Below are 20,738 nucleotides of genomic sequence, written 5' to 3' on the forward strand. Positions count from 1 at the left end.
TTATACTTATACTGTTGAGAATCTGCTTTTAAATACAAGTGTGTTGCTTATACGGAAAACAGGGAAAGATTATAAGCTAACATCTTTGCCAAATTTCCACTAATTTAGTCTTCTATACTAGTATGACGAGAAAGAGCCGCATAAGGCTGCAAATTTAATAGCATGACTAAACTGAGTGTAAATATAAACAAAATTGCCACGCTCCGTAATGCGCGCGGCGGCGACAGACCAAACGTAGTACAGACTGCCAAAGACTGCGAACGCTTCGGAGCAGAGGGTATAACGGTACACCCACGCCCCGACGAACGCCATATTCGCTACCAGGATGTGTACGACCTGAAGAAGGTAGTTACGACAGAGTTCAACATTGAGGGCAACCCTACGCCAGACTTCCTGAACCTGGTAAAAGAAGTACGCCCGGAGCAGGCTACACTCGTACCGGATGCGCCGGATGCTATTACCTCCAACGCCGGTTGGAACACTATAAAGCACAAAGATTTTCTGACAGACATCATCGGAGAACTGAAAGAGTTGGGTATCAGAACATCCATTTTTGTTGACCCTGACGAAAGTATGATTGAGGGTGCCAAACTGGTGGGCACAGACCGGGTAGAACTATATACTGAGGCTTACGCTACTAACTACCACAGCAACCGCGAGCATGCCATAGCGCCATACTTAGCAGCTGCCAGAAAAGCACAGGAGTTTGGCATTGGCCTAAACGCCGGCCACGACCTAGACTTAGATAACCTAAAGTACCTGCACGACACGCTGCCGGGGCTACTGGAGGTAAGCATTGGCCACGCCCTTATCTGCGACGCTTTATACTTTGGCCTAGAGGATACCATACAACGTTACTTGACCCAGCTTAAGTAGTGGTACAACCCGTTACCATAGAAGAATTTCTTCGGCTGGCAGAGCGGCTGCCGGTACTGGATGCCCGCGCACCTAAAGAGTATGAAGTTGGCCACATACCTGTAGCGCAGAGCTTTCCTATTTTTTCGGATGAGGAACGCGCCAAAGTAGGCACCGCTTATAAACACCAGGGCCACGACCCGGCTGTACTTATTGGCTTAGATTTGTTCGGCCCAAAAATGTCGGAGTTTGTGCGTGAGGCAGCAAGGTTGGCACCAGAGAAAGAGGTACTGTTGCATTGCTGGCGCGGTGGCATGCGCAGCGGTGCCATGGCTTGGCTTCTCGACTTCGCTGGCTTTAACGTACACCTGCTGCAGGGCGGCTACAAAGTATACCGGCAGCACCTACACCAGCAGTTCGAGCGGCCACACAAGCTACTCATACTTAGTGGCTTTACCGGCAGCGGTAAAACAGACTTGCTCCCTTACTTACAGCAGCACCAGCAACAAGCAATAGACCTCGAAAAGCTAGCCAACCATAAAGGCTCTGCTTTTGGGAGTATAGGTATGGCACCTCAGCCCACAACAGAGCATTTCGAAAATCTGTTGGGTACCCAGCTACTTAAACTTAACAGCGATAAGCCTGTTTGGCTCGAGGATGAAAGTATAAGCATAGGCAAAGTACAGCTGCCAAAGCCATTTTTTGATCAGATGCAGCAGTCGCCAACTGTTGTACTGCAAGTGCCGCAGCGACTACGGGTGCAGAAGCTAACCGAAGAATATTGCCGCACCGATAAGAGCTTACTAACCGCAGCCATACTTAAAATTAAAAAACGTTTAGGGGGTTTAGCCACCAAAGAGGCATTAGAAGCTATTGAAACCGATGATATGGAGAAGATGGTGAGCATAGCCCTATCCTACTACGACAAAGCTTATACATTTGACCTGGCCCAAAAGCAGCACGTACTGCAGCTAGAGCTACAAAGTATAAATCCCGAAGAAAACGCAGCCGAAGTACTGGCTTTTGCAAAACAACATCAACTGATTTAACAGCTATGGAAGAGACATCCACACAACCTATAAAACTAACCCAGTACAGCCACGGTGCTGGCTGCGGCTGTAAAATATCGCCTAAAGTGCTTGATGCCATCCTGCATTCCGATGTTACGTACCCTGAAGAAAAGCGCCTGCTGGTTGGCAACAGCTCCCGCGATGATGCCGCTGTGTATGCTATCGGAAATAACCGCGCTGTGATCAGTACCACCGACTTTTTTATGCCGATTGTAGATGATGCTTACGACTTTGGTAGAATTGCCTCGGCCAATGCCATTTCGGATGTGTACGCGATGGGTGGTACGCCTATGATGGCGATTGCCGTGCTAGGTTGGCCTATAGATAAACTAGCTCCTGAGGTTGCGAAACTAGTGATAGAAGGAAGCAGCAGCATTTGCCACGAGGCAGGTATACCTTTAGCAGGCGGCCACAGCATCGACAGTCCCGAGCCAATTTTTGGTTTAGCTGTAACCGGCATACTCGACATCCCAAACTTAAAATGCAACGACACCGCCACCGCCGGCTGCGAATTATACTTAACCAAACCAATTGGCGTGGGCATACTTACTACCGCTCAAAAAAAAGGGGTGCTCAAACCAGAACATGCGCATTTGGCTCCAAACCAGATGATGCAGCTAAATAAAATTGGTGCAGAACTGGGCCAACTACCACAGGTAAAAGCCATGACCGACGTAACTGGCTTTGGCTTACTAGGCCACCTTTCTGAGATGTGCGAGGGTAGCAATTTAAGCGCAGAAGTATACTTTGATAAAGTACCCGTGCTACCTGAAGCCTTGGAGTACCTGGCACAAAAAGCTATACCCGGCGGCACCCACCGCAACTTCGACAGCTATGGCCATAAAATAGCAGATCTTACCCCAGACCAGAAACACCTGCTCTGCGACCCGCAAACCAGCGGCGGACTTTTAGTTGCTGTAGATCCAGAAGGACGCGAGGATGTATTGGCTGTTTTTGAAAAGTATAATTTACAACTGGAACCACTTGGCGTACTGAAAGAAAGAGATAACTCAAGCCAGTTAATAAAGGTACTATAACAGATTACTATATATTTCTGAATACATGAAACTACACTACAAAGAAATGGGCCATGGCCAGCCGCTGCTTATCCTGCACGGTTTGTTTGGCACATTAGATAACTGGGCAACCCTCGCTAAACGATTGGCCGAGCACTACAATGTATTCCTGGTAGACCTTCGCAACCATGGTCGCTCACCGCATAACGAAGAGCATAATTATGATGCTATGGCCGACGACGTGTTGCGCTTGGTGGATGAGCTACAGATCTCGACTCCGGCAATTATGGGCCACTCGATGGGCGGTAAGGTAGCCATGAAGTATGCGCTAAAATATCCGACCCGACTTACCAAATTAATTGTAGTAGATATTGCGCCGAAAGCTTACCCACCGCACCACGATGAGATAATCGATGCGCTGCAGTCCGTTGATTTGAGCAAAGCAACCAGCCGAGGCGAAATAGACACGCAGTTGGCAAAAAGTATAAGCCAGAAAGATGTGCGCCTGTTCTTGATGAAGAACCTGTACCGCAAAGAAGACAACACTTTTGGCTGGCGCATGAACTTGGATGCATTAGAAAAAAATTATGAGCACATTGCCGCCGCCATTACCGCAGATGTACCTTTCAAGAAACATGCACTGTTTATAAAAGGAGGCAGGTCCGGTTACATTAAGCAGGAAGATATCTACGGAAGTATAGAGCACCTGTTTACCATGGTGGAAATAGAAACCATACCGAATGCTGGCCATTGGGTTCACGCCGAAGCCCCTGACGAAGTATATGATTTGGTAACAAGATTTCTAGAGACTGATTAAGCCACCACGCCTCACAGCGTCTTCCAGACCTGTGAGTGTCTTGCCAGCAAAGTATAAAACTGCCACCGCCACAAAAGCTGTGGCAGTTTTCGTTTGACCATTTCCCAACAATCAGCAACTAACAATCAACAATCTAATTACCTTTGCCCTATGAAAAAGACAGGTACTTTATACTTAATACCCACTATACTTGCAGAAAACACACAGGATCAGGTAATCTCGCCACAGGTAAAAGAGACAGTAGAGCACCTGACATACTTTATTGTAGAGAACCTGCGTACGGCAAGGCGTTATGTGAAAAGTATATGCCCAGCGCAGGTGATAGAGCAGTTAAATTTTGTACAGGTTGATAAAGATGCCACGCCTGCACAAGTACAAGCATCGCTTAAGCCTCTGCTCGAAAAGGGCATAGATGTCGGTATAATTTCAGAAGCTGGTTGCCCGGGTATTGCAGACCCAGGTGCAGAAGTGGTAAAGTATGCGCACCAAAAAAATATAAAAGTAGTGCCCTTTGCTGGTCCATCGGCTATACTTTTAAGCCTGATGGGCAGCGGCTTTAACGGGCAGCAGTTCGCATTTCATGGTTATTTGCCTATCGAAAAGGGGCCACGCTTACAGGCACTCCGCCAGCTAGAGAAGGAAATGCAGCAGCGCAACCAGACACAGATTTTTATGGAAACACCTTACCGCAATAACAAACTGCTGGAGGACCTACTTGCCACTTTACACCCGGAAACCAAACTTTGCATTGCTGCCAACATCACCTCCCCGGAGCACGAACTAATCCAAACCAAAACCATACAGCAATGGAAAGACAAGCTGCCGGATATTCATAAGCAGCCGGCTGTGTTTTTGATCTATAGGTAACTCTAGTAAATTATATTAAGATAGAGAGCCTCAGCTACAATATTGGCCAGTATTTTTATTTAAATAGAAAAAACCACCGGAAACCGGTGGTTTTTACAAAATGAAGAAGACTACTACCTAGTATTCTTATCTATCTATTCTACCTTTATAACATTAATTAATCTACATCCCACCAAACTCTAGATGAATTTTTATCTGTGCCCGGTGACAGGCTAGAAATACCGCCTTCTAAGTTGGTTTTGTTCAAAGTGGCTTCTTCAACAGGATAATTGTATCTTCTTACTATACTTCCGTCATTAAGTGCGTCAGTGGCAGGATCCAACATAGGATAACCTGTTCTTCTCCATTCTGCCCAAGCATCAAATCCTTGAGGATACAGGGCTTTCCACTTCTCTTCAGCAACTACCTGCAGCATACCTCCAGTAACTGTAGCAGCGTCAGCAACACGTGCAAGTGCATAAGCTGTTCCCTGTTCAGCGATATCAACTTTTACCTTTTCTGCCCATGATTCAAAAGACATTTCAATACCTTTTGTCAACATCTCCTCAGCACTTTCTGATGTCCAGCCTCTTGCTGCAGCTTCTGCTCTGTTCAAGAAAGTATAAGATGCCGTCATCAACGGCAGTTCAGCTGTAGCAGCCCAAATCTTTGTTGACATCTTATTTTTTCCGGTACCACTTTCATCATTGTATCCATAAGGCACGCCTTCAGCAGTTTCTGAAGTTGCATAAGCTTTAATACGAGCGTCAGGAGTAGTGTTCGAAGTAGGGTTCAACGAAGAAGCCATTGGGTCTCCCTGTAAAGCGTCTACAAACTCTCCTGCTAAGAAGTAGTCTGCTCTTCTGTTACGGTTGAATGGGTTTTGGTAAGCTGTTACTGATTCATATCTGAACCATGCTTCTTCTCCAACACTTTCAATTACACCAGCTGGGTGATTCAGGGCTGCATTAAACTCTGCACGCGCATCAATTGCAGAAGTAGCATCTACCTCTGACAACTGCATAGTAGTTTGCAATAGAACAGAGTTAGCTAACTTCCTCCAATTGCTCATGCTACCACTATAAAGGATATCACCAACTGGGGCATCACCACTATTCAGCAGATCTCTACCTTCTTTTAGATCAGAGATAATTTGTTTGTAAACATCCTCCTGTTTATCATATGCAGGTGTCAGGTTATCTAATCCTTTGAAGGCCTCACTAAAAGGAATATTACCCCAGGTGTCTGTTAACCTTTTCAGAACAATTGCTCTAAAAATCAAAGCTACACCTAATTGGTTATCAGGATCTCCTTGAGCTAAGAGTTCTTGTGTGTGCTGGCTCTCATCACGAGTAATGCTGATAACAGTATTTAAGTTTGGTAATACCCGGTTGTAATAAGTTTCCCATGATGCAGGTGTTTCTGCATACAACATCTCATCTGTATAAGTAACCTGAGACTGGTACTGAACATACAGCGTAGGGTTTAAAACCCCTTGGCGGCCGGTCATAGTTGCATAAGACTGTATAGCACCGGATAACAAACCGGCAGGGTATGCTTCCTGTGGACCATTAGGGTTTTCGTTCGTGTCCCCAAAATCTACTGTTTCGCAGGCAGTAAAGCTTTGCGCAAGCACAAGGCTTAATGCCATATATAAGAGTTTTTTCTTCATTTTTCTGATATTTTAGAATGTAAGCCTAACATTTACACCATAGCTTCTTGTACCTGGCAATTGGCTGTTTTCACCAAAAGTCTGAGAAAGTTCAGATGGATCCCAGCGATGCTTGTTGTCTTTGGAAACAGAGATCAACCATAAGTTTCTGCCTACCACACCAACTGATGCGCCTTTAACTAATCTGTTTTTCAGAAATCCTTCTTTAAGCAGGCTGGAGAAGTCGTAAGATAAGTTGATATCTCTTAGCTTAACAAAGCTTGCGTCGTGGATAAATGGCTCAGCGATAGAGTTCGCATTGAATTGCATAAAGTAGTCCATTGCGTCCACGTAAGTGTCAACTACTTCACCAGTTGGGCTTACACCTGTAACATGTACACCACCACCAGCAGCAACATCATCACGCACATTGTTACCTTTATCATTGATACCGGCTGTTTCTTCTAACAGGCCAGAATAATAGCCCCACTGCTCACTAAGTGAGAAGAATTTACCACCTTTTTGGAAATCTATCGCTGCTGTAAGTGAAAGGCCTTTGTAACCAAATCTGTTCAGGATACCACCAGTGAAATCAGGAAGTACGCTACCAAAATACTTGTTAGCCTCTGTTACGTGCAGACCGTTCTCATTGTAGATATAGTTTCCATTATCATCTGTAGCAAAGCCAATACCTCTCAATTGACCCCAGTTGTTCCCAAGCTCGTGTACCACTGTTACGAACTCCCAGTCATCGCTACCACCTGGTGCAGAAATAGCATCCAAACCTTCAGGAAGTCTATCAACAGTTGTTCTGTTTCTGGCGTAGTTCAAAAGTATGTTCCAGTTAAAGCCGTTATTTGACTTTATAACATCCCCATCAAGTGCAACCTCTATACCTCTTCTAGAAGATGCACCAGCATTTGTCAAGAAGTCGCTATAGCCTGTAGACTGAGAAATACTTACAGGAATAATTTCATCATTTCTCTTTTCGTCATAGTAGGTAAAGCTCAATCCAATTCTATTCCTCAGGAATTTCAAATCAAACCCAGACTCGAAAGAAGAGTTAAGCGCAGGCTTAATATTTGGATCTACTAATACTGTACGGCTATATACTAGCAGGTTGGAGCCTCCCCAAGGCTGTGAGCCCAAGCCATAAGCCGGATTAATTCTTTGAGCTGCTACGTCATTACCAACCTGCGCCCAACCGGCTCTCAGTTTACCAAATGAAAGTGCATCAAACCCATTGATTAGCTCAGTAAAGATAAAGCTGGCACCAACACCAGGATAAGTATACCCATTGTTGTTTGCAGGCAGTGCTGAACTCCAGTCTCTTCTTACGTTTGCATCTAAGTAAACCATATCTTTGAAACCAATTGATGCACTACCGTAAAGGCTTCGCACTTCTTGTTCTCTAAGAGTTGTTTGAGCAGTAGGTACTATACCAGCATTAGGGAAAATATAAAGGTCAGGGATAATCAGACCACCTGTATTAGCACCTGGGTTCATACGAGCCTGGAACACGCTGTAATCATTTTGCCTAATATTACCACCTACAAAGGCATTGATATCAAAGTCGCCGAACTGGTTTTCGTATCTTAAGTCAGCAGAAAAATTGTTTTCAGAGTCTGACAGTTCATACCTTCCAAAGCTGTTTATCCATGCATTGTAAAGTTCAGGTGCGGCCGAGTTTGAGACCGAGAATGGCAAATATTCTTCTAACAGGTATTCTGTGTTAGTTCTTGAACCTGTAGCAGATAGTTTCCAGTTATCGTTGAAGCTATAAGCAGCTGTTAAACTACCCGTTAAATTATTGTTTGTTCGGATCTGCTTAAAGCGCTCTAAGAATGTATAAGGGTTGAACCAGAAAGCAGGTTTCATAAAGCCCTCGCCATACGCTGTATAGTAATCCGGCCCCCACCAGTTCCAAGATGCCTGATGCTCATTCATAGTTTCCAGGTTTCTTAGCTCTCTTAGCTTATCTGTGTCAACGTTACGCGCAAACCATGAGTTAAACATACCTGAAGTCTGGTTGCTGTAACCATCATCCTGATCTCCCCTGATTTGAGATGTAGTATAGCGGATATTCGCATCTATACGAAGCTTTTCAGTTGCATTAAAGCCAAAGTTTGTACCAAGGAAATGCTTTTTCAGATCTGTGTAAGGTGTTATGCCCTGCTGATCCAGGTTAGTGTAAGAGATACGGGCATTAAACTTGTCGTTACCTCCACCAAAGGCAATCGTATTCTTTTTAGTTAAGCCTGTATCGTAAAAGTTTTTGATGTTATCCGGCTGTGCCTCATATTTAGCGGTTTGGCCGTAGTATGGGTTAGGGTTATCCTCTGTACCTGGCCACCATGCATACCATGGCACATACTCTTGCCCGTCAAATCTAGGTCCCCAGCTTTCATCCGCGTAGTTTTCATCCCACAACAGATAACGCTTCCCATCAAAGATGCCCCACTCGGTTGGATAAGGCACACTTAAAGGATTGCCATCGTCATCATAGTCATATATAGCACCTGCATTATAGTCGAATGTACCAAAAGCATCCTGCGTATAACCACCGCCATACAAGTTTTGATACTTTGGCAGATAAGCTATTTTATCCCATGTAGTAGAGCTAGCAATCTCAACAGAAATACCGCCAGTGCCCTTTTTAGTAGTAATTACAACTACACCTGCCTCAGCTCTTTGTCCATAAAGAGAAGTAGCGTTCGGTCCTTTCAGAACGTTTACTGACTCTACGTTCTCCATGTCTACATCATTAGGGTCTAGAACCGGAACACCATCTACAATGTAAAGCGGATCACTATCGCTAGTTAACGAAATAGCACCTCTAATACGGATTTTACCAAATTGACCTAATTTAGAGCCGGCCTGGCCATTAATCTGAACACCTGCTACTTTACCGGCAAGGGCGTCTTTAATGTTAACGTTCTGCGTAATGTTCAAATCTTTTGCCTCTACTTGCTGCGTAGCATAAGTAACTGTTCTGGCTTCTCTTTGAACTCCCAAGGCTGTTACTACAACCTCCTGCAACTGCTCTGAGTTGAGAGGCAGTGCCACGTCCACAGTTGAACCGGCTCCAATATTACGCTCAGTGGTACGGTAACCAATAAAGCTAAATTGCAGTGTATTGCTTCCTGGCGGCACAGCAATGGAATAGGTACCATCACTTGATGTTGCTGTACCTACAGTTGTGCCTTTCACCAATACCGTTACACCTGGCAGCGGTTGGTTACTAGTTGCGTCTGTCACCCTACCGGTGATCGTCCTGTTCTGCGCTATTGCCTCAGGCAACAGTGCTGATAACAGAAATAGACATAGTAGTACTATTCTTTTCATTCTTCTGTTTGGTTTAAGGTTAATTGATTAATAAGTAATTCTCTCTTTTTAGGCTAGCTATTACATCTTATTTATAATTTATATTTGGTTAAATCCTATTTTTATCACTATGCTTACAATGATATAATTTCATTAAAGATTGAAATATTTATATTTAAAATATCACAGCTGTATTTATGCAACTATGTCTTATAAAAAGAATATTAAAGCTTGATTTTATTAAAAATGAATCCAGCTTATACAGTCGGATTGGGATAATGAAGATGTGTCTCTCAAAATGTAAGTCTCCTACAGACTTTATGAGAGGATTTGATTGCGATTGTTCAAATAATTCGTTTAGTAGATGTTCCTCATATAGTCCCTTTAATGTTTAATTAAATGATAGCCAATATTTTAGCACCTAATATATGTTTAAACATATACTTATAGCCGCTTATTACAACTACTTGATTATTATGAATTAATAATCAATACTTATCAACCCTGACAAATTTCTTCATCAAGTATGACAGGAATAAATTTTATAGAAAAACCTCTGTTTGGGATTCCGGCTTCTAAATTAATTATGACAAAGAAGCCTGGTTCAGCTACTAAAGAATAACACTAGAGCACATTAACCCCTAAGGGGTAAAAAGAAAAGCGAATGCACCTGCATACGATTACAAGAAGAAGTAAACTTATATAACTCAGTATTCTTACTACTAACAGTAAGATTTAGAACATAAAAGCAACCATTCTTATAAACAGGAATAGCAGATGGTATTATTTAATAAATTTTATGGATGTTCCCGCTGCCGGATACGAAAAGAAGAGATAGAAAAAGAACTAATACAACTGCGATGAATTGACTTGCGTGACAAGATAATCCTTTCCATTTTAATGTTTGTTTAAAGTGAGATATATTTCAATTATAATCACTTTAATATACTATTGCAAATCATACACAAAATTTTTTATAAAAAAAACGATAACACAGCTATAAAACGAATCACAAACCCTTAGCAATAACTTGATTTACAACAACTTACACCGTATTAAAATTTTTTAATATCTGACACTGTAGTAATTACCAAAAATTGTCCTTTACTAATTAGGTGAGCTAGTAGATTAGCTATACGTTAAACAAAACTAACAGGAGATTAAAAATAGCTAAACATGAAATTGAACAATACTAAGAACAGCTAAATTACATGCAATTGTTAAGCTATTAAAAGTTGAGGAAGGCTTATTTAGGATATATAGGCGAGCTATAAACGCACTGGCAGCCACACAAATCAGCAAAGCTAGTTACCTTGTATGGCTGCCAATGCAGAGACTTGAGCTAAAGTTTTAGCTAAAGATATTATACGTGATAAAAGCCATTACATATGCAAGGCCAGTCATGTATACTAGCTGAGCCATCGGCCACATCCAGCTTTTGGTTTCGCGGCGCACGATAGCTAGCGTACTTACACATTGCATAGCAAAAAGGTAGAAGATCATAAGTGAAAAGCTACGCGCAGGTGTAAAGAATGGCTCACCTTTATCATCCTTCACAGTTGTTAATTTCTCTTTTATTGTAGAGACATTTTCTTCCTCGCCTATACTGTAGATGGTAGACATAGTGCCTACAAACACCTCACGGGCAGCAAACGATGTGAGCAAGGCAATACCTATTTTCCAGTCATAGCCTAGTGGCTTTATTACAGGCTCAATGGCATGGCCAACAATACCTGCATAAGACGATTCCAATTGGTGAGAGGCTATTCTAAATTCGGTCTCCTCCTCGGATAAGTTTTCGGTTTGCGCTTCAACTAACGCTTGCTGCTCGGCAAGCTCAAAACTATCTCCGGGACCGTAAGAAGCAAGCACCCAAAGTATAATAGAAATGGCTACAATCACTTTACCCGCCTCAAACACGAAGGTCTTTGACTTCTCGAAAATGGTAAGGCCTACATTTTTCCAACGTGGCATTTTGTATACCGGGAACTCCATGATAAAGTAGCTGCGCTCTCTGGCTTTAAGTATAACCTTAAGTAACAAGGCAGAGAAAATAGCAGCCAAGAACCCGATCAAGTATAAGCCCATCAGCACCAGACCCTGCAGGTTTAGAAACCCGAAATAGTATGTTTCCGGCACTACCAATGCTATCAATACTGTGTATACTGGAATACGCGCAGAGCAACTCATCAAAGGTGTTACAAAGATGGTGATCATACGGTCTTTCCAGTTCTCGATGGTACGTGCCGACATAACAGCCGGAACCGCACAGGCCACACCTGAAATAAGCGGCACTACACTTTTACCGTTAAGGCCAAATTTGCGCATGATCTTGTCCATCATGAAGGTAACACGGGCCATGTAGCCAGTTTCCTCTAGTATGGCAATGAAAGCGAAAAGTATAGCAATTTGAGGTATGAATATCAGCACACCGCCTAGGCCGGCAATTATGCCTTCTGTTAGTAGGTTTACCAACGGCCCTTCAAAATTATTTTGAATTAGCTCATTTAGATTAGCAATCCCTAGATCAATAAGATCCATAGGGTAACTGGCCCAAGCAAAAATGGCCTGGAATATCAGAAAAAGGATAACAAAGAAAATCAGGTAACCGAAAACCTTATGCGTTAGCACCTGGTCCAGGCGGTTACTGAACTTTTCGTCTTTGGTGGCTTTCTCTACCCGCACCACATCCAGCAGCACCTCATTAATGCGCGTATAACGCTCAATTGTCTCGCTAGCCTGTAGTGTATTTGATTTAAAGTTATGCTCCTCCAGCTCCTTTTCTATCCAGGCAGCATCTGCTTCAGATAGAAAGCGGAGGTTTTTATACTGATGCGCGTAGTGTAGCGCCAGGTAATCGTTGGTAAGCGAAAAACGTTCTTTTATACTTTGCAGCAGCGGAATAAGCTCTACCGGAATCTCGTAGAAAGAGGTATTAGTTGGCTCCAGTTGCTGCGTCATTACAATTTTGAGGGCAGCCACTCCAATGCCTTTGCGGGCATTCATCGGGATGATTGGCACCCCAAGTTCACGGTGAAGCGCAGGTATGTCAATCTTTACCCCCTCCTTCTCAGCCACATCTACCATGTTCAGCGCCAGTACCGCTGGTATCTTCAGGTCAGCCAGCTGGGTAAACAGCAACAGATTACGCTTCAGGTTAGAGGCGTCGGCTGTAACAATAACTAAATCAGGGTAATGCTTCGAACCCGGATCGTAGAGCAGGTCTATGATAACACGCTCATCCAGCGATTTTGGGTATAAGCTGTAGGTGCCGGGTAAGTCGATGATCTCGGCACGCAAATTAGAAGTAAGCTGGCTGTAACCTGTTTTCTTATCAACTGTAACACCCGGAAAATTGCCAACCTTTTGGTTAAGGCCGGTAAGCTGGTTAAAAAGCGATGTTTTACCTGAGTTCGGATTTCCGATTAAGGCTATCTTAGCCATTATATGGCTGGCTGTGGCTTTCTCTGGCCTTAAAAGTTCAGGCTGGGTAGTTACAGACATGTACTTGGTTTACTACTTAAGCAAAATTGTTTCGGCTTCGTCTAATCGTAAGGAAAGGGTGTAGTCGTTTACGATAATTGTGATAGGGTCGCCAAAGGGGGCACGGCTGTTCAATTTAACCTCTGTGCCAGGAATACAGCCCATTTCAAGGAGCTTTAAGCCCATTTCAGGGTCTTGCAAGCAACAAATAACGCCACTCTCACCAATTTTAAGGTCACGCACCGATTTGCGTACTTTATGCTCTTCTGCTGTATGTTGCACCTTTCCCTCTCTTTATTTAGACTGTTTATAAACAACTGCAAGTTACAAGGTGTTCAACTTTAAAGCAAAAGATGTTAATTTTTTGTTACGCAGTTGATAGTATAACTTAGAGAGCTGCTTTGTACCTCCCAAAGAACTATTTATTATCTTTGTACATTGTGCTCCTTAAAACCGCTTTATAAATAGCATACCCGCACATGGTGAAAAGATTCGGAAAAATATTAAAAATCCCTGTTTACCCTTTTTGGGTAGCCATGTTTCCAGTGCTGAATATTTTAACAAACAACCTGGGCCTCACTAGCCTCACTTCTGTTGTAGCCCCTACGCTAGCTGTATTGTTACTTACTGGCATTGTTTGGATGCTGCTTCACCATTTTGTTCACAACAGGCACAAATCAGGCATATTGGCCTCTTTTGTGATGCTTGTTTTTCTTACCTACGGTAGTTCTTATAGAGCGACAGACCAGCTTACACTTTGGAGTTTCGATCTGCACAAGCACCGCTACACTATGTCTGTTTCCGTGCTTGCTATTGTATTTTTATGGTGGTTCTTGAGAAAAGTAAGTGACGAGACAGCCGATAAGTTAAGTAGAATAGTCCGTATATGCTCGTTTTTGCTATTGGCAATGCCCCTTATTATCTTACTGACATCTTATTGGCAGCCGAACGTAGCAGCAGCTAGTACACACTCCGATTTTGTAGAGAAGTATAAAAAGTCTTTGGTAAATAAAACTGCCCCAGATATTTATTATTTTATACTTGATGGCTATGGCCGAGAAGATATACTCCGTAAGCGGCTCGGCTTTGATAACTCAGCGTTTACCAAAGAGCTGGAGAAACGCGGTTTTTATGTAGCCAAGGAAAGCCATGCCAACTATACGCAAACAATCTTATCTGTTACTTCCTCTTTAAACATGGAGTATTTACAGGATATATTTTATACTACAAAGCAGCCAACGGCTAACCTCAGGGATCTATTTAGAAACAATGCAGCTATACATTACTTTAATGAGCTAGGCTATACTACTATAAACACAACCACTGGCTACGATTTTACCAGCTCATTAAATACAAGCCACACCATAACTCCAGCATACTCATTCTCTGAGTTCGAAAGCGCCGTTTACAATAACTCTGTGTTCCCATTCTTCTTTGAAAACGATCTTGTTCAAAAATTTATACGCGATACCCATGTCAGCTTCATCAGCTCTTTTTTGTTTGAGCAACACCGTGAAAAAATAAAGCTGGCTTTAGAAGCCCCTCGCAATGGATTTCCTTTAGAGCCAGGCAGACCTATTATGGCATTTGTGCACGCACTTGTTGCACACCCTCCTTTTGTGTTAGGCGAAGAAGGCGCACCAGTTACTCCAGAAGGGCCTTTTGCATTAGGTATGCACAACACTTACGATAGCGATACAGCCTATAAGGCAGCTTATATAAAAGGATATATTGATCAGGTGCGATACGGCAACAAAGAGTTACTTAAAACAATCGACGCTATACAAAGCCGCAAAAACAGAAAATCAATTATCATACTGCAAGGCGACCATGGCCCTTGGTCACTACCGGGCTTCAAAATAAAAGACAATGCAGGCTATGCAGAAAGAATGTCTATTCTGAATGCGGTCTACTTGCCAGATTCCGAGCCCCGAGAGCAACTGTACAATGAAATTTCTCCAGTAAACACTTTCAGGTTAATCTTTAATAATTACTTTAATGCTGGCTTTAAACTGAAAGAAGACAAAGTATTTTTCTCAGGTTACGAAAATAAATTTCATTTTAAAGATATCACAGACTCACTTTTAGTCGATAATCCATAAGATACCATAACCAAATGATTTTACTATACATCGATCCAGGCTCAGGCAGCATGCTCTTCCAGTTACTTATAGCTGGGCTACTAGGCGCACTCTATGGTATGAAGCTGTTCTGGACTCGCATAAAGCTGTTATTTTCTAAATTATTCCGAAAAAGGTAGCAATGCTTGCCCCCTCTGACAGCTCATTCCGAGATCCTTCTGGATATGTGTACCGAGGCGACAATGGTATTCTGTATAGGAGCGTGAGCCAAGCCTATAAGCCTACGTACGAGCACCTTATAAAAAGTGGACTGTATCAATCTTTGGTGGAAAAGGGATGGCTAGTACAGCACGAAGAAATACACTTAGCAAAAACTAGCTCTGCTGTCAGCTATACTTTAAAGCCTGTTGAGCTACCTTTTATATCTTACCCTTACGAGTGGAGCTTCGGGCAACTAAAAGATGCCGCACTATTAACGCTGGAAATACAACTGGAGGCGCTAAAGTATAACCTTACGCTAAAAGATGCCTCGGCTTATAATGTCACATTCTATAAAGACAGACCGATATTTTTAGATACCTTATCTTTTGAACAGTATAACCAAGACCAACCTTGGATAGCCTATAAACAGTTTTGCCAGCACTTTTTAGCACCTCTGGCCTTGGCTGCTTACCGCTCACCTGAACTAATAAAACTACTGCAGAGCAACATAGACGGTATTCCATTATCCACGGCCAGTAAATTGCTTCCGACAAAGTCGTACATGTCGCTTGGAATGCTGTTGCACTTGCACTTGCATGCTAAGGCACAACAGAAGCTTAGCCAAACAAAAACCTCTTCTATACCCAAGCATGCGGCCAGTCAGCAAAGCGTAATGCATTTAGTGTCCAACCTTAAAAGCGCAGTCAAAAATCTGAACTGGCAACCCGACAAAACAGTATGGGCAAGCTACTACACCGAGAACAACAATTACTCCGATGCCAGTATGCAACATAAAGCGCAATTGGTAGAGGAGTTTTTAACAGGCATAGCTACTGACACTATTTGGGACGTAGGCGCCAACACCGGAAAGTTTAGCCGAATAGCTTCAAACTATGCCAACCAGGTTATTGCCACAGATTTTGACTACGGTGCCGTAGAACTGCTTTACCAGCAACTAAAGTCAGAGAAAGCTACAGCTATAGTTCCGTTGGTTTCGGATATCACGAATCCTAGCCCAAGCATTGGTTGGTTTAACAAAGAACGAACTTCATTTTTGCAGCGGATACAACCCGATGTTATACTTGCGTTAGCTGTTGTGCACCACCTAGCTATTGCCAACAATATACCTTTAGTTAGAATTGCCGAACTGTTTGCATCTAAGTGTGAATATCTTATTGTTGAATTTATACCTAAAAAGGACTCTCAGGTAAGGCTTATGCTGCAGGCGCGTAAGGACATATTCTCAGATTATACGGAAGAAGGATTCGAGCAAGCCTTTAAAATGTATTTTGATGTGCTGCTGAAAAAGCAACTGAGCAGTTCTGACAGGAGTTTATACTTAATGCGAAAACGCTAAAGTACTCTTACTCCGCATAAAATACCCGCTTTACCCGCGTACTTACGTTCGTGAGCAGTTCGTACGGGATTGTGCCTATGCGCTGTGCCAATTCTATCAGCGTAAGCTGGGGCCCGAAAAGTATAGCTTCATCGCCTGCCTTAACTTCCAAACCTGTAACATCTACCATGCACATATCCATGCACACGTTGCCAATGATGGGGCAGCGTTGGCCACTAATCAGCACCTCTCCTGCTCCGTTGCTGAAGCGGCGGTCGTAGCCATCGGCGTAGCCAATGGCAATAGTGGCAGTTTTTTTATCTGTAGCGGCTATGCCTTTGCGGCTATAGCCAACGGTATCACCCTGCTTTATACTTTTAACCTGCGATATGGTGGTTTTAAGTATACTTACCGGCCGCAGCGCCTCCTGCTCCGAGCCTGTTGCTTCTACGCCATATAAACCAATTCCTAGCCGGGCCATATCCAACTGGTGCTCCGGAAAGCGTGCAATGCCTGCCGAGTTAAGTATGTGTTTAATTACAGCATGCCCTAAGCGTGCCTCTACTTCAGCGGCCATACTTATGAAGTTGGCAATCTGCAGCTGCGAGAAATCGTTGTGCACGGCCTCGTCGGCGCCGGCTAAGTGGCTGAAGGCGCTAACTACTTGCACCTGCGGGTGCTGCAGCAGCAAGGCAAAAAGTAATTTAAAGTCCTCCTTTACAAAGCCTAGGCGGTGCATGCCAGTATCCAGCTTCAGGTGTATTTTATACGTTACGCCTGCCGCTGCTGTATTTAGCAAAGCCTGCAGTATTTCCAAAGAGTAAATTTCCGGCTCCAGGTTATACTGCTTGATCTTGGCAAAGCTATCCGGCGAAGGGTTCATCACCATAATAGGTAGCGTAATACCATGTTCACGCAGCAATACACCCTCATCGGCATAGGCAACAGCCAGGTAATCTACCCTATGGAACTGTAGCAAATTAGCAACCTCGAAGCTGCCGCTGCCATAGGCAAATGCTTTAACCATTACCATTAGCTTAGTGCCCGGCTGCAGTTTAGAGCGGTAGTAGTTCAGGTTATGTACCAGCGCATCCAGGTTTACCTCCAGCACCGTTCCGTGTACTTTCTGCTGAAACGCGTGCACGATCTTTTCGAACTCAAACACACGAGCTCCCTTCACCAGAATTACCTCATTCCGGAATCGCTCAGCAGAGAAAGTTTGCAAAAAATCCTGTGTGGAAGTATAAAATTCGACTGGTAAGGTAAATATGCTTTTATACTTACTGATGACAGGCCCAATGGCAATAAGACGCTCCACGCCGTGTGCCTGCACCAGCTCCGCCACCTTGCTGTACAGCTTCTCCTCTGCCAGGCCAGATTCCAGCAAATCAGAAAGTATAACGGTGCGCCTACCCCGCTGCGGCTGACTTGCCAACAGGTCTAGCGCTATAGCCAAACCTGCCAAATCGTTGTTGTAGGTATCATCTATCAGGTAGCAGCCGTTAATAGCCTCTTTCATTTCCAGACGCATTGCTACCGGGTGCAACCTATCCAGGCGGTCCTGAATGTCGGAAAGTGGTACTTGGCGGTAAAGCAAGAAAACCAGGCAGTGTAAAGCATTCTCTACTGAGGCCTCATCAGTAAAAGGTATGGAAAGCCGCTGCTTCTCACCTTGGAAAGTATACACTATAATGGTTTTATGCCCGGCTGTAGTGGTGCCACTAATATATAAATCAGCCTCTTTATGCTGATGGCTCCAAGTAAAGGATTTTATACTTTTGGTTTGAACCGCTTCATGTATTTCCGGGTAATCAGAGCAGTAAAAGAGTAAATCAACTTCTTCGAAAAGCTTTAGCTTCTCCTCTACTTTTTGCTCTAGTGAGTTGAAACCCTCATTATGGGCGCTGCCGATGTTTGTAAAAATACCCAGCGTTGGCTGAATTACCTGCTGCAGCTTCTGCATTTCGCTGGGCAGCGAGATGCCTGCCTCAAAAATAGCAAACGTATGGTTAGGCTCCAGTTGCCACACACTTAGCGGAACACCTAGTTGGGAATTGTAACTTCGCGGGCTCTTTACTACCAGCTCATCAGGACTCAGCAGCTGCGCCAGCCACTCTTTTACAATAGTTTTGCCGTTGCTGCCCGTAATACCAACTACCGGAATGTTAAACTGCTCCCGGTGCCAGGCTGCCAGCTTCTGAAGTGCTTCCAGGCCATGCGGCACCTGCAGTATGTTTGCCTCCGGAAACTGGTGTATCAGCTCCGCCTCCTCCCCATGCTCCACCACAAACTGCCTAACCCCTTGTGTATACAGTTGCTGCAGGTACTTGTGCCCGTCGTTATACTTCCCCTTTATTGCAAAAAACAAGGTACCTGCCGGCTGCGATAGTTTTCGGCTATCGGTGAGCAGGTGCATTGTTGGCAATTGTTGCACAAACCGCACTACCTGGCCCTGAATTACTGTAGCAAGCTGTTCGACTGTTAACATTATGTATACTTATACTTTCTCCAAAGATAGAAGGTGTTTAGCTAAGAGTTACAGGTGTGCTGCTTTAAACTTAACATTCCTTCACCCATGTTTAAACATTTTTTACCATTAAAACCGTCAACCTACACTGTACGGGTTCCAGATTCTGTACCTTTGCGCAATTTTAGTTTGTCCTGATCGTGAATACTACGAATACGAAACCATACTACGCTGCCGGCTTGGCGGCATTTGTAATCTGGGGTTTTATACCTTTTCCGCTTAAGGCTCTGGCAGAGTACCCCAGCGGCCAGATATTATACTTCAGGGTGGCGCTTTCGGTAACACTGCTGCTGCTGATCTGCCTGCTGTTCAGGAAGAAGCAGGTTAAAAGTACGCTGAGCCAGGTAATGCACAGCCAGCCGAAAGACAGGCGCAGGTTTATACTTTTCACAATTTTGGGAGGAGCACTGCTTACAATAAACTGGCTGCTGTTTATCTATGTCATCAACCATATAAACATACAAACGGGTTCTTTCTCGTACCTGCTTTGCCCTATTATTACGGCTGTGCTCGGCTTTATACTTTTAAAAGAAGAGCTGCGCCTAAACCAGTGGATCGCCATTGCATTAAGTGCCGTAAGTTGTGCCTTAGTAGGATCCGGAGAGATAACCAGCTTGCTCTTTAGCTTATTTATTGCCCTTAGCTACGCTTTTTACCTGATCACGCAGCGCATCTTAAAAGATTATGATAAGATCGTACTGCTTACACTGCAGCTGATGCTTTCTTTTGCTTTTATCGGGCCGTTTTATACTTACTTTAGCCAGGGTGCTACCGTGGCGCTGGGAACAGACTTTTACCTGAACATTGTTATGCTGAGCGCTATGTTTACGGTATTGCCGCTTTTCCTGAACCTGTTTGCGTTAAAAGAGCTCACCTCCGGTACCATCGGTATCCTGATGTACATTAACCCGATTCTGAACTTTGTGATGGCATTTTTATACTTCGGCGAGGAAACTACCACGCTAAAGGTGCTGGCTTATATCATCATCTTTATCTCAGTAATCATCTATAACCTAAACCTGAAAGGCCGCAAGAAAAAAGGAGATGGCTTAATAATACCTCCGGTGGGCACTACTGCCGTAGGAAAATAAGGAAGAGAGTTTTATGAAAGCTCATTAAAAGTATAGCCCCGGCAGTAACTTAACTGCCGGGGCTATACTTTTATACTTCAGCCATGTTATTGTACCTGCTGTTGCTGTTCTTTTAATCTCTTTCTTTTTTCTTCCAGCTGATGCAGGGCTCTGGCGGCTGTGTCTTGGTTCGGGTTCATTTCGCCGAAGCGGTTTGCCTGTTGAGCTGTTTCGGAGGTGTCGCCGATTGGAGCTGGCCGCGGGGTGCTTAGGTTGGCCGCCGAGGAGTCGCCCTCAACTATTGCTTCTGCGGTACCAGTATCTTCGTCAATGTCAGTGTCTTGTTGGCCGCATGCAAAGCCTATGATAGCAAAAAAGGCTACAGCAGCACTTGTCTTAAGTATATTCTTTATCGTTTTCATGTCGGTTTTAATATTAACTGTGCTTTTTTTAACGGCCAC

The 20,738-nt window shown here is 43.8% G+C and carries 14 protein-coding genes; 8 read left to right on the forward strand and 6 right to left on the reverse strand.

All coding sequences use genetic code 11. The features are described 5' to 3' along the window. The first annotated feature begins 162 nt into the window (after positions 1-162). The 5 genes from WG943_RS16200 (at position 163) to WG943_RS16220 (ending at position 4,625) form a co-directional block, all read left to right on the forward strand. Positions 163-876, forward strand: a complete 714-nt coding sequence (locus WG943_RS16200) for a pyridoxine 5'-phosphate synthase (protein WP_340410584.1) — start codon at positions 163-165, stop codon at positions 874-876. Continuing rightward, complete coding sequence (gene mnmH, locus WG943_RS16205) at positions 876-1,904, forward strand: tRNA 2-selenouridine(34) synthase MnmH (protein ID WP_340410586.1); 1,029 nt, start codon at positions 876-878, stop codon at positions 1,902-1,904. The genes WG943_RS16200 and mnmH overlap by 1 nt, the downstream gene beginning before the upstream one ends. A gap of 5 nt (positions 1,905-1,909) precedes the next feature. Then, complete coding sequence (gene selD / locus WG943_RS16210) at positions 1,910-2,962, forward strand: selenide, water dikinase SelD (protein WP_340410587.1); 1,053 nt, start codon at positions 1,910-1,912, stop codon at positions 2,960-2,962. Between the two features lie 25 nt (positions 2,963-2,987). Then, positions 2,988-3,758, forward strand: a complete 771-nt coding sequence (locus WG943_RS16215) for an alpha/beta fold hydrolase (RefSeq protein WP_340410589.1) — start codon at positions 2,988-2,990, stop codon at positions 3,756-3,758. Between the two features lie 150 nt (positions 3,759-3,908). After that, on the forward strand, positions 3,909-4,625 hold the full coding sequence (locus tag WG943_RS16220; RefSeq protein ID WP_340410591.1) for an SAM-dependent methyltransferase: 717 nt from the start codon (positions 3,909-3,911) through the stop codon (positions 4,623-4,625). 157 nt (positions 4,626-4,782) lie between these two features. Here the strand turns inward: WG943_RS16220 and WG943_RS16225 are convergent, their stop codons facing one another. From WG943_RS16225 to WG943_RS16240, 4 genes are all read right to left on the reverse strand, one after another. Further along, positions 4,783-6,255, reverse strand: coding sequence for a SusD/RagB family nutrient-binding outer membrane lipoprotein (locus WG943_RS16225; RefSeq protein ID WP_340410592.1), 1,473 nt, complete (start codon positions 6,253-6,255; stop codon positions 4,783-4,785). Between the two features lie 33 nt (positions 6,256-6,288). After that, on the reverse strand, positions 6,289-9,600 hold the full coding sequence (locus WG943_RS16230) for a SusC/RagA family TonB-linked outer membrane protein (protein ID WP_340410594.1): 3,312 nt from the start codon (positions 9,598-9,600) through the stop codon (positions 6,289-6,291). A 1,329-nt stretch (positions 9,601-10,929) separates the two neighbouring features. After that, positions 10,930-13,083 carry a ferrous iron transport protein B gene (gene feoB, locus WG943_RS16235; protein ID WP_340410596.1) on the reverse strand — a complete coding sequence of 718 codons (2,154 nt, stop codon included), beginning with the start codon at positions 13,081-13,083 and terminating at the stop codon, positions 10,930-10,932. A gap of 12 nt (positions 13,084-13,095) precedes the next feature. Beyond that, positions 13,096-13,344: a FeoA family protein gene (locus WG943_RS16240; RefSeq protein ID WP_340410597.1), complete on the reverse strand. Its 249-nt coding sequence runs from the start codon at positions 13,342-13,344 to the stop codon at positions 13,096-13,098. 197 nt (positions 13,345-13,541) lie between these two features. On the opposite strand from WG943_RS16240, the gene WG943_RS16245 reads away from it, so the two are divergent. Further along, the gene (locus WG943_RS16245; RefSeq protein ID WP_340410599.1) at positions 13,542-15,164 is read left to right on the forward strand and encodes a hypothetical protein; all 1,623 of its coding nucleotides are present in this window, start codon (positions 13,542-13,544) and stop codon (positions 15,162-15,164) included. A 160-nt stretch (positions 15,165-15,324) separates the two neighbouring features. Then, entirely contained in the window at positions 15,325-16,701 is a 1,377-nt protein-coding gene (locus WG943_RS16250; protein ID WP_340410601.1) for a hypothetical protein, read from the forward strand. Positions 16,702-16,708: 7 nt separating this feature from the next. Here the strand turns inward: WG943_RS16250 and WG943_RS16255 are convergent, their stop codons facing one another. Beyond that, positions 16,709-19,168 (reverse strand): bifunctional UDP-N-acetylmuramoyl-tripeptide:D-alanyl-D-alanine ligase/alanine racemase, encoded by a 2,460-nt coding sequence (locus WG943_RS16255; RefSeq protein ID WP_340410603.1) that lies wholly within the window; start codon positions 19,166-19,168, stop codon positions 16,709-16,711. 179 nt (positions 19,169-19,347) lie between these two features. On the opposite strand from WG943_RS16255, the gene WG943_RS16260 reads away from it, so the two are divergent. Beyond that, positions 19,348-20,298: an EamA family transporter gene (locus WG943_RS16260; protein WP_340410605.1), complete on the forward strand. Its 951-nt coding sequence runs from the start codon at positions 19,348-19,350 to the stop codon at positions 20,296-20,298. 86 nt (positions 20,299-20,384) lie between these two features. On the opposite strand, the gene WG943_RS16265 is transcribed toward WG943_RS16260, so the two are convergent. Next, positions 20,385-20,699: a hypothetical protein gene (locus WG943_RS16265; protein WP_340410606.1), complete on the reverse strand. Its 315-nt coding sequence runs from the start codon at positions 20,697-20,699 to the stop codon at positions 20,385-20,387. Between the last annotated feature and the right edge of the window lie 39 nt (positions 20,700-20,738).

The organism is Pontibacter sp. H249 (assembly GCF_037892465.1).
Lineage (GTDB): Bacteria > Bacteroidota > Bacteroidia > Cytophagales > Hymenobacteraceae > Pontibacter.

Excerpts from the sequence above, each read along its gene's own strand:
- WG943_RS16250 (WP_340410601.1), top strand. The coding sequence starts at position 15,325 with ATGCTTGCCCCCTCTGACAGCTCATTCCGAGATCCTTCTGGATATGTG.
- selD (WP_340410587.1), top strand. The coding sequence starts at position 1,910 with ATGGAAGAGACATCCACACAACCTATAAAACTAACCCAGTACAGCCAC.
- WG943_RS16200 (WP_340410584.1), top strand. The coding sequence starts at position 163 with ATGACTAAACTGAGTGTAAATATAAACAAAATTGCCACGCTCCGTAAT.
- WG943_RS16220 (WP_340410591.1), top strand. The coding sequence starts at position 3,909 with ATGAAAAAGACAGGTACTTTATACTTAATACCCACTATACTTGCAGAA.
- feoB (WP_340410596.1), bottom strand. The coding sequence starts at position 13,083 with ATGTCTGTAACTACCCAGCCTGAACTTTTAAGGCCAGAGAAAGCCACA.
- WG943_RS16230 (WP_340410594.1), bottom strand. The coding sequence starts at position 9,600 with ATGAAAAGAATAGTACTACTATGTCTATTTCTGTTATCAGCACTGTTG.
- WG943_RS16255 (WP_340410603.1), bottom strand. The coding sequence starts at position 19,168 with ATGTTAACAGTCGAACAGCTTGCTACAGTAATTCAGGGCCAGGTAGTG.
- WG943_RS16245 (WP_340410599.1), top strand. The coding sequence starts at position 13,542 with ATGGTGAAAAGATTCGGAAAAATATTAAAAATCCCTGTTTACCCTTTT.
- WG943_RS16215 (WP_340410589.1), top strand. The coding sequence starts at position 2,988 with ATGAAACTACACTACAAAGAAATGGGCCATGGCCAGCCGCTGCTTATC.
- WG943_RS16225 (WP_340410592.1), bottom strand. The coding sequence starts at position 6,255 with ATGGCATTAAGCCTTGTGCTTGCGCAAAGCTTTACTGCCTGCGAAACA.
- WG943_RS16265 (WP_340410606.1), bottom strand. The coding sequence starts at position 20,699 with ATGAAAACGATAAAGAATATACTTAAGACAAGTGCTGCTGTAGCCTTT.